Below are 10,241 nucleotides of genomic sequence, written 5' to 3'. Positions count from 1 at the left end.
TGGACGACCAGTTCGGCTCCTCCGTGGCCCTGGAAGGGGATGATGCCCTCATCGGCGCCCCCTTCAGGGACGGGGACGGCATTGTCGACCAGGGGGCGGCCTACGTCTTCCGCCGTACCGATTCCATCGCCGATCTATGGGAAGAGGTCGCCCTCCTTCTGGCCGCCGACGGAGAGTCCCTCGACCAGTTCGGCTTCTCCGTGGCCCTGGAAGGGGATGATGCCCTCATCGGCGCTCCTCTCAGGGACCGGAATGGCATCCTCAACCCGGGAGCGGCGTACGTCTTCCGTCGCATCGACCCGCAAACGGACCTCTGGATGGCGATCACAATCCTGACCGCCGCCGATGGAGAAGTCGGCGACCAGTTAGGTTACTCCGTCGCCCTCAGCGGCAACGATATCCTCCTCGGGGCCCCCTTCGAGGACAGGGACGGAATCTTCGACCAGGGTAGCGCACACCTTTTCCGCCGCACCGGTACAGATGTGTGGGAGCGGGGCGAAGTTCTTTCCGCCGCAGACGGAGGGGTGGGCGATCGTTTCGGCATCTCCGTCGCCCTCAGCGGCGATGCGGCCCTGGTGGGAGCCCCCTTCGCCGCTTCTCTGGATATAGCGGAATCGGGAGCCGTCTACCCCTTCCGTCGTCCCTGAGCCGACTCGGAGAAGTGCATGTGGGAATTCAACCTTGTGGTGACCATGGCCAGTGAAGGGCGATTCCGCCACCTGATGGAAGAGCTGAAGCCCCATGGAGATTTTCATCGCACCGATTATCTGGGCGTCGTCATCGGCCGGGTCGAGGACCCCGCGGCATTTCTGGAAACCGTTCGGGAGAAAACCGCCCGCCAGCTCATCGCTTTTCAGGACCTCGGCAGGGTGATCCCTGTGGAGCGGGTTTTTCCCTTCCGGGCCGAGGAGTTCGTCGAAAAGGTGTGCGAGGCGATCCGTCCCTATATCGATCATCTGGCGGACAAGGGCTTTTACGTGCGCCTGGAGAGGCGAGGGCTCAAGGGGAGGATCGTCTCTCCCGAAGCCGAGAGGGCCGTCGATGCCTATATCGAGGAGGAACTGGGGCGACTAGGCAAGTCGGCCCGCATCGATTTCGATCATCCCGACGCCGTGGTTGTGGTGGAAACGATCGGCGATCGCTGCGGGGTAGCCTTCCTGACCCGGGAACTGATGGAACGCTATCCCTTCGTAAGGGTGAGCTGACGCTGTGAATACCCTTGCAGGATCATAGGGCTCCGATGATGTCCGCAAATTTCACTCCCGCCTATCTGAGTCTGCATGAATCCGGAGAACTGGCCCGGCGGGCCGATGCGGCTCTGGCGCACCTGAAGCGCTGCGACCTCTGCGCCAACGGCTGCCACGTCAACCGGCTTCTGAGCACCAAAGGAGCGGTCTGCCGCACCGGCGAGCGGGCGGTGGTCTACAGCTGCGGGCCTCACCATGGTGAAGAACGGCCCCTTGTCGGCCGTTCCGGCTCTGGGACCATCTTTTTCAGCTGGTGCAACCTGCGCTGCGTTTTCTGTCAGAACTGGGAGATCAGCCGGAAGGGGGAGGGGCGGGAGGTCGATGCCGAAGAGCTGTCCGACATGATGCTCGATCTGCAGGAGAAGGGATGCCACAACATCAATTTCGTCACTCCCAGCCACGTGGTGGCCCAGATCCTCGCCGCACTTTCTCTTGCCGTCGGACAGGGGCTGCGCCTGCCGCTGGTCTTCAATTCCGGCGGCTACGACAGCCCCGAAGCCCTCGCCCTGCTGGACGGGGTCGTCGACATCTACATGCCGGACATGAAGTTCGCCGATTCCCTGATTGCCCGTGAGTACCTGGGGGTGGGCGATTACGCCGAGGTCAATCGGGCCGCCGTCCGGGAGATGCATCGGCAGGTGGGGGACCTGGACCAGGACGAAGCGGGTGTGGCCCGCCGGGGGCTCCTGATCCGCCACCTGGTTCTGCCTGAAAACCTGGCCGGAACCGATCGGATCCTCGCCTTCATCGCCCGGGAGATCTCCCCTGACACCTACCTCAATCTCATGGACCAGTACCGTCCCTGTTACCGCGCCGACGAGTTCCCTCCCCTGAATCGGCGACCGACCCGGGCCGAATATCGGGCGGCCAGAGATCTTGCCGAGGAATACGGTCTGCACAGATTGGACCGGCCCTGAGGCCTGCACCCATTTTCCGATCAGCCTCGCTGCAATCCTAAGTCCCAATTATCACTTGATTTCAGGCATAAACGGGCATAGTCTAGGAGGGATTGGATCGAGTACAACTTCAGTTTTTCTGACGGCAATAAACATCCCGGGAGAACGCTTATGAAAACCGCCATCGGCATAGTGTGCCTTTTTGTGCTTGTTCTGGCATCCGCCTTGCCGGTTGCCGCCGATACCCGTTTCGTCTCCGATCGCCTGATCATCACCGTGCGCGACGGCAAGGGGCCGGGGGCCGCACCGCTCACCACCCTCCCCACCGACGAACCGGTGGAGGTTCTCGAGGAAGACGCCCAGTTCCTGAAGATCCGCACCAAGGAAGGCCTCGTCGGTTTCGTCCAGGCGCAGTACATCACCAAGGAGACCCCGAAACCGATCATCATCGAGCGTCTGGAAAAAGAAGTCGACCGCCTGAAGGGGCGGATGGAGGAACTCAAAGCCGCCCAGTCGCCCCAGGCCCAGGAACTGGAGAGCCTCAGGGAGAGAGCTCAGTCTCTGGAGAAAACCCTAGCCGAAACTCAAAGCGAATTGCGCTCGGCCCTCGAAAAATACAACACGCTGGCGGAAAATTCGGGACGCGTGGTGGAGGTCACCGCCGAGCGTGATCTGCTTCAGGAGGAGAACCAGCGCCTGGCCGCCGAACTGGCTACCCTGGAGGAGGACAATACTCAGCTGCTGCGACGGGGGATGATCGAGTGGTTTCTCGCCGGCGCAGGGGTTTTCGTGGTCGGATGGATCATCGGTAAGGTCTCCAGGAAAAAGAGGCGGTTTTAATATCTGGTAAATCAAGACTGAGGAATACAGAATGCGTGGCTGTTGCCAACGAGACGAAATGTCCCATTTTACCCAGTTGATTTATCGGACCGCCCTCCTTTTCGCTATTTTTTCGCTGCTGCTGACGGCCTGCGACCGGACTCCGTCCGTCGCTCCTCTCGGCCGGGAGGCGGTGGTCCTCGCCTTCGGAGACAGCCTCACCTACGGCACCGGAGCGGAAAAAGGAGGAAGCTACCCGGCCCATCTGGAGGCCTTGATCGGGCGCAAGGTCATCAACGCGGGAATTTCCGGAGAGCTCAGCGGCGAGGGCAGGTCCCGACTTGTGGAGCTTCTCGACCGGCACCGTCCGGACCTGATGATCCTCTGCCACGGCGGCAACGACCTCCTGCGCAGGACGGGTGAGAAAAATGCCGCCGCCAATCTCAAGGCGATGGTAGCCATTGCCAGGGAGCGGCGCATCGACGTCGTTCTGCTTGGGGTGCCCAGACCTGGCCTGATCCTCTCCCCACCCGACTTTTACCAGGAAATCGCGGAAGAATTCAGTATCCCCTATGAGGGGGAAATCCTCCCGGACATCCTCGGCGAGCACTCCCTCAAGAGCGACCGGTTCCACCCCAATGCAGAAGGATATCGAAAGCTGGCGCAGGCCGTTGAGACTCTGCTGAAAAAGGCAAGAGCGTTATAGGACTTGAGGCTTGAGGCTTGAGGCGGGCCAGGGAAAATGAATTGACTTTCCTGTGGGGCCATGGTAAGGAAGTTGCCATCTTTTCATGCGGGAAAGCGGAAAGAGGAATATGATCTACGACGGACGACAGATCAAGGCAGGTCCGGCAGCGCGAGCTATGATCGCGGCGGTCGCCGCGTCCGTGCGCCTCAAATCCGTCTGCTGCCCCGCGGAGGGGGGATAACCCCCACGAATACAGACAGATAAAGGCCATGGGCAGCGTCCATGGCCTTTTTGCATTGATCGAATGAGGAGAACATCGCATGCGCAACAATATCGTTCATATCGGAGCCGGGGAACTCACCTACGAAATCCGGGCCATCGTTGAAATCGCCGAAAAGCTCCAGCAGCTCGGCATCAAGACCAACATGGAGAACATCGGCGACCCGGTGGCCAAGGGGGAGAAGATCCCCGTCTGGATGAAGAAGATCGTGGCCGACCTTGCCATGAAGGACTGCTCGTACGGGTATTGTCCGACCAAAGGAGTTCTGGAGACCCGCCAGTTCCTCGCCGAGCTGACCAACCGACGCGGAAAAACCCGGATCACCGCTGAGGACATCATCTTCTTCAACGGCCTCGGTGATGCCATCCAGAAGGTCTACGGACTGCTGAAACGGGAAGCGCGGGTCATCGGCCCGTCTCCCACCTATTCCACCCATTCCTCTGGAGAAGCGGCCCATGCCGGGCAGAAGCCGGTCTCCTACCGTCTCGACCCCGACAACAACTGGTATCCCGACCTGGACGATCTGCGTCTCTCCGTTCAGTACAACCCAGCGATCTCCGGCATCCTGATCATCAATCCCGACAACCCCACCGGAGCGGTCTATCCCGAACGGATTCTTAAGGAGATGATCGCCATCGCCAAGGAGTACGATCTCTTCATCATCGCCGACGAGATCTATCACAACATCGTCTACAACGGCCAGTCGACCAAGCCCATATCCGACCTGATCGGCGACGTGCCCGCCATCTCCATGAAGGGGATCAGCAAGGAAGCTCCCTGGCCCGGGGCGCGCTGCGGCTGGATCGAGGTCTACAACGCCGACAAGGATCCGGTCTTCAAGCGCTATGTGCAGAGCATTCTCGATTCCAAGATGGTCGAGGTCTGCTCCACCACCCTGCCTCAGAAGGCGATCCCGCTGCTCATGAGCCATCCCGAATACCCTCTCTACCTGGAAGAGCGCAGGAGCCGCTACGAGCTCTGCTCCAACATCGCCTACGATCTGCTCAAGGACGTCCCCGGGATCAAGGTCAACCGCACCAACGGCGCCTTCTACATGAGCGTGGTCTTCACCCCGGGCAAGCTGACCGATCGTCAGACCCTTCCGATCGAGATCAAGGAAGTGCGGGAGATGGTGGAGAGCCTTGTCAACGGGCCGGAAGTCTCCCTGGACAAGCGCTTCGTCTATTATCTGCTGGCCGCCACTGGGATCTGCGTGGTGCCCATCTCCTCGTTCTGCACTCCGGAAAGGGGTTTCCGCATCACCCTGCTGGAGCGCAACGAGAAGGAATTTACCCGGATTTTCAAGACCATCGCCGAGAACATCACCCTCTATCTCGATTCCTGACACCGGGAGACTTTTACGAGCTTTGCTCGTCTCTGGGGCCGGCGCTTTACGCCGGCTCTTTTTTTCAAGATCGAGAGAAAATCCGACCTTTGCACGGTCGGGGAAATGGTATCTTAGTGCTATGACGACGCTGGTTAAAACGGACCTGGCCGAGCCCGTCGGCTCCAGACAGGATCTGGTCGATTACCTGGCCCGGGGCGCCAGGCCCCAGGAGGACTGGGGCATTGGCGCCGAAATGGAAAAATTGGTCGTCGATGCGGAAACGGGCGAGGCAGCCTCCGTTGACCGAGTCGAGACCCTGCTGCAGAATCTCGAAGGCCTGGGCCTGTGGCGCGGCCTCCGGGAGGAAGGACGCCTGGTCGCCCTCATGGGAGAGACATCCTCTCTGACCCTGGAGCCGGGGGGGCAGTTGGAGCTGTCCGGGCGGCTCTGTCCGGATATCCACTGCTCCAACGCCGATTTCATCGGGCACATCAGGCAGATCGTCGGCAAGGCCCGGCCCCTCGGCCTGTGTTTTCTCGGGCTGGGAGTGCAGCCCTTCACCCCTCTGGAGAAGATCGCCTGGGTACCCAAGGCCCGTTACCAGGTGATGGGGCCCTACATGGCCAGGACCGGCGATATGGGTCAGCGGATGATGAAGCAGAGCGCCAGTCTGCAGGTCAATCTGGATTATTCGGATGAGGCCGATTGCATGATGAAGCTGCGGATATCTCTGGCGCTGTCGCCGCTGTTCTATGCGCTGTTCGCCAACTCTCCGCTGATGGACGGTCATCCCACGGGTTTTCTCTCCACCCGGGGGGAGATCTGGTCCCGCACCGATCCTGATCGCACCGGCCTGCTGCCGAAGATGTTCCGCCCGGACGCCGGCTACTCCACCTATGTTGAATACGCCCTGGATGTCCCCATGTATTTCATCCTTCGCGGCGGACAGTTCATCAACCTGACGGCCCGCCGGTTCCCCTTCCGCCGCTATCTGGAAGAAGGATTCGAGGGGCAGCGTGCCACCCTCGCCGACTGGGACCTGCACCTCTCCACCCTTTTCCCCGAGGCCCGTCTGCGTCCCCAGATCGAGATCCGCAGCGCCGACGCCCTTCCGCCGCGAATGACTCTGGCCGTGGCGGCCCTGAGCAAGGGGTTGCTCTACGATGCGGCTGCGCTGCAAGAGATCTGGTCGCTGCTTGCGGACCAGGATGAAGAAACCCGGAACGAACTCTACCGACAAGCCTCCCGTCTGGGGTTGAAGACCCCCATGGGCAAGAGGACCTTGCGGGAGCTGGCTCTGGACGCCCTGGCCATCGCCCGGGGGGGGCTGGAAAGACAGCAGAAGCGAAACCGCCAGGGAAGGGATGAAGGGATCTACCTGGATGAGATTCAGGAAATCGCCGAAGAAGGCGTGACTCTGGCAGAGAAGCTTCTGTCCCGGTGGAAAGGGACCCGGAAGGAGAAGATGGCGGTTTTGATGGAGCACTGCGGATTCGGGACTTAGGTCTGCTCTGTCCTGCGTTCGCCAAAAGTTTTGGGTCGTGTTTTTTTCAGCTCGTCGGCTCCATGGTGTCGTGAGATTTGAGAAAAACCAGATAGTCGGGGGAGAGCCGGTGGGTTTCGGCGCCGCGGATGATGGACCGCAGATAGTCCGGACTCGGTTTCAGACCGGTACGGAATTTGGCGGCCCGGTAGGCGAAGCACTCGAGTTCCCCCCGGGAGGTCTGCACGGTGACGGCCTGGCGGCGGTAATGGCCCCGGTCCACTCCCTGGTAGACATCGAGATTCGCCAGGCTGTTCTCCGGAATATCGTAAATCACTCCTTCCACTTCGGCTCCTTTCTTGTCCTGCAGATCCGCCTTGCCCGTCCCGTCCTCGCCTGGCTTGTAGAAGGCCAGCCGCATGTGGCGAACTTTCCCCGTGCATACCTTGCTGAACGTCACTCCGCGTTCGACCAGCATTTCCTCGTCCATATTGGGGCCGTAAGCAAAATAGAGCATGGGATCTCCTCCTTCTCGGGTTCTGCACTTATTTTAACCCCGGAAAAGCATTTAGCCACGAGGGGCACGAAGTTTCACCGGGGAATTGCATGCTTAAAGCTGCCTGGTTGGCCCCGTGTCTGCCCGCCTCTTGAAAAACCGCTCTCTTGCTGATTCAATGTAATAAGAGGAGTTTTCATGAAATCGACTGCGCTCGATGCCGGCTTGGCCCGGCAGTCCATCGACACTATCCGCCTGCTGGCCGCCGACGCCGTGGAAAAGGCCAAATCGGGCCATCCGGGCGCCCCCATGGAGGCGGCGCCGATCGCCTATCTCCTCTTCACCCGCCACCTGCGGCATCATCCCGCAAATCCAGAATGGCCGGGGCGGGATCGCTTCATTCTATCCTGTGGACATGCCTCGATGCTGCTCTACGCCATGCTTCACCTGAGCGGCTACGATCTACCGCTGGATGAGATCAGAAATTTCCGCCAGTTGGGGAGCAGGACTCCGGGGCATCCCGAGTTCGGTCACACGCCCGGCGTGGAAACCACCACCGGGCCTCTGGGTCAGGGCTTCGCCGCAGGCGTGGGCATGGCCATGGGCGGCCGCTTCCTCGCCGAGCGGATCGATGCGAATCTGTTCGACTACCGAATCTACATCCTCTGCTCCGATGGCGACATGATGGAAGGGATCGCCTCGGAGGCGGCTTCCCTGGCCGGACGGCTGCGCCTGGGAAACCTGATCTGCATCTATCTCGACAACCGCATCACCATCGAGGGGGATACGGCCCTGAGCTTCGGCGAATCGGTCGGTGCCCGCTTTCGCGCCTACCACTGGCAGGTGGAGAAGGTCGGAGGAGAGAATCTGCCGGAAATCGATGCCGCCCTGGAGCGGGCCAGGGAGGATCCCCGCCCCTCCCTGATCATCGCCCGCACACACATCGCCGAAGGCTCCCCCAACAGGCGGGACACCCCCGAAGCCCATGGAGCGCCGCTGGGCGAGGAGGAGGTTCGGCTGATCAAAACCCTGATGGGGCGGGATCCCGAAGAGTCCTTCGGGGTCCCCGAAGACGTCCGGGACCACATGAAACAATCCGTCGAAAGGGGCCGGGTTCTGGAGAGGCGATGGAGGGAGCGATTCGACTCCCTCCGGGATGCCCACGACTCCCCGCTTGTGCCCTGGCTGCAGATGCTCGATCGAGGATTTCCCGAGGGCTGGGACCGGGAGCTGCCGGCCTTTGATCCCGAAGACGGACCCCTGGCTACCCGCGTGGCGAGCGGAATCGTCCTCAACGCTCTGGCCGCGCGGCTCCCCCTGCTGCTGGGCGGATCTTCCGATCTGGCCCCCTCCACCAACACCCTCCTCAAGGGCGAAGAGTCCTTCCGTCCCGACCATAGCGGCCGCAACATCCATTTCGGAGTCCGCGAGCACGCCATGGGGGGTGTTCTCAACGGACTCGCCCGCACCCCGGGGCTCATCCCCTTCGGGGCCACCTTTCTGATCTTCTCTGACTACATGCGTCCCCCCATGCGCCTGGCGGCCATGATGCGCATCGCCCCCATTTACGTCTTCACTCACGACTCCGTCGGCCTGGGCGAGGACGGTCCCACCCACCAGCCGATCGAACAGCTTGCCGGCCTCAGGGCGGTGCCGAATCTCACGGTCATTCGGCCCTGCGACGCCAACGAAACGGCCGAGGCCTGGAAGATCGCCATCGAAAACCGCACCGGACCCACCGCCCTGATCCTCTCCCGGCAGGGACTGCCGGTTCTCGACCGGGACCGGTACGCGCCCGCCCATGATCTGCGCCGCGGGGGCTACGTCCTTGCCGAAGAGGAGGGAAGGCTACAGGCGATTATCATCGCCACCGGTTCGGAAATTCATCCGGCACTGGCGGCGCGGGAGATCCTCCAGAAGGAGGGGATCGGGGTGAGGGTTGTGTCGCTCCCATCCTGGGAGCTCTTCGAGGCGCAGGAAGAAAGCTACCGGGATGCGGTGCTGCCCACGTCCTGCACCCTCAGGGTGGCCGTGGAGGCCGCTTCGCCCTTCGGCTGGGAGCGGTACGTGGGACGGGAAGGAGCGGTGATCGGGATGACCGGTTTCGGCGCCAGTGCTCCGGGCGGGGAGCTGATGGAGCACTTCGGCTTTTCGTCGGAGAGGATCGCCGGGAAGGTGCGAGCACTTCTGATCCATGACCCTCGCTGACCTGATTATTACGTCTCTTTTCTCCTGCGAACCCGACAAAAACCCGGGGGTTTCGCCCCCCGACGGCGACATACTCTTTTGCAGGCCCAAAAGAGTATGCAGAAAAGGGCCCGCCACTGGCGTGGAGCATGCCTGCGCCTATCTTTAGAGTCATCAAGAAGGGCACTGCGGATTGTAACGACCTGCCTTTCCGCACCGAAATTAAACGGAAACCTCGCGCAATGGGTCTCCATTGTCAAGTTACTCCCCGGCAGTGCAGTTCCCGTTTTGGTAAAAAAACCCGTGACCGAGGGGGCCGGAAGAGATCAGGCCCCCCGCCTTTCATGCTCCCGGCAGGGCCGCCGTTTTCTTTGCTTCCTTTCTTTTCGGCGGGATAAAAAGAAAGGAAGACGGGGTGCGGGGCGTAGCGCCCGCGGTCTCTGTTCGTATCCGTTGAAAGTTGGGTTTGTTCAAAACCCGGGGGTTTCGCCCCCCGACGGCGACATACTCTTTTACTGGCCTAAAAGAGTATGCAGAAAAGGGCCTGCCACTGGCGTGGAGCACGCCTTTGCCAATCTCGGATTTATCAATAACGGCGCTGCAGTTGAAAACGGCTTGCTTATCCGCACCGGTGAGAAACGGGAGCCTCTCGCAATGGGTCTCCTGCGTCAAGGTCCGCATCTGTAGTGCAGTTCCCGTTCTGAGTGAAAACACCGCACGCGAGGGGGGCCGGAAGAGAATCGGCCCCCCGCCTTCGGTGCTACGGAGCACTGTAGCCGTTTACCAGAACGGACATCCATTCAGCAGCAGAACATTTT

General features: G+C 61.1%; 9 protein-coding genes. 8 read left to right on the top strand and 1 reads right to left on the bottom strand.

The window, feature by feature from the left end:
• From DTF_RS23050 to DTF_RS0110340, 7 genes are all read left to right on the top strand, one after another.
• On the top strand, positions 1–647 hold a 647-nt coding region (locus DTF_RS23050), incomplete at its 5' end, for an FG-GAP repeat protein (protein ID WP_193352696.1).
• Between the two features lie 18 nt (positions 648–665).
• Entirely contained in the window at positions 666–1,205 is a 540-nt protein-coding gene (locus tag DTF_RS0110370) for a THUMP domain-containing protein (protein WP_027715262.1), read from the top strand.
• 35 nt (positions 1,206–1,240) lie between these two features.
• On the top strand, positions 1,241–2,164 hold the full coding sequence (locus DTF_RS0110365; RefSeq protein ID WP_027715261.1) for a radical SAM protein: 924 nt from the start codon (positions 1,241–1,243) through the stop codon (positions 2,162–2,164).
• A 150-nt stretch (positions 2,165–2,314) separates the two neighbouring features.
• Entirely contained in the window at positions 2,315–2,983 is a 669-nt protein-coding gene (locus tag DTF_RS0110360; protein WP_027715260.1) for a TIGR04211 family SH3 domain-containing protein, read from the top strand.
• A gap of 58 nt (positions 2,984–3,041) precedes the next feature.
• A complete protein-coding gene (locus DTF_RS0110355) occupies positions 3,042–3,668 on the top strand; it encodes an arylesterase (RefSeq protein WP_035056722.1) in 627 nt (208 codons plus the stop codon).
• Positions 3,669–3,970: 302 nt separating this feature from the next.
• Entirely contained in the window at positions 3,971–5,275 is a 1,305-nt protein-coding gene (locus DTF_RS0110345) for a pyridoxal phosphate-dependent aminotransferase (protein WP_027715258.1), read from the top strand.
• A 121-nt stretch (positions 5,276–5,396) separates the two neighbouring features.
• On the top strand, positions 5,397–6,761 hold the full coding sequence (locus tag DTF_RS0110340) for a glutamate--cysteine ligase (RefSeq protein WP_027715257.1): 1,365 nt from the start codon (positions 5,397–5,399) through the stop codon (positions 6,759–6,761).
• A gap of 46 nt (positions 6,762–6,807) precedes the next feature.
• Here DTF_RS0110340 and DTF_RS25465 read toward each other — a convergent pair whose 3' ends face one another.
• A complete protein-coding gene (locus DTF_RS25465; RefSeq protein WP_051361220.1) occupies positions 6,808–7,257 on the bottom strand; it encodes a gamma-glutamylcyclotransferase in 450 nt (149 codons plus the stop codon).
• A gap of 177 nt (positions 7,258–7,434) precedes the next feature.
• Here DTF_RS25465 and tkt point away from each other — a divergent pair, with 177 nt between their 5' ends.
• Positions 7,435–9,444, top strand: coding sequence for a transketolase (gene tkt / locus DTF_RS0110330; RefSeq protein ID WP_027715256.1), 2,010 nt, complete (start codon positions 7,435–7,437; stop codon positions 9,442–9,444).
• The last annotated feature ends 797 nt before the right edge of the window (positions 9,445–10,241 follow it).

Source organism: Desulfuromonas sp. TF (assembly GCF_000472285.1).
Lineage (GTDB): Bacteria > Desulfobacterota > Desulfuromonadia > Desulfuromonadales > ATBO01 > ATBO01.
Note: the sequence above shows the minus strand (reverse complement) of the source record. Positions and strands in the feature narration are given on the sequence as shown.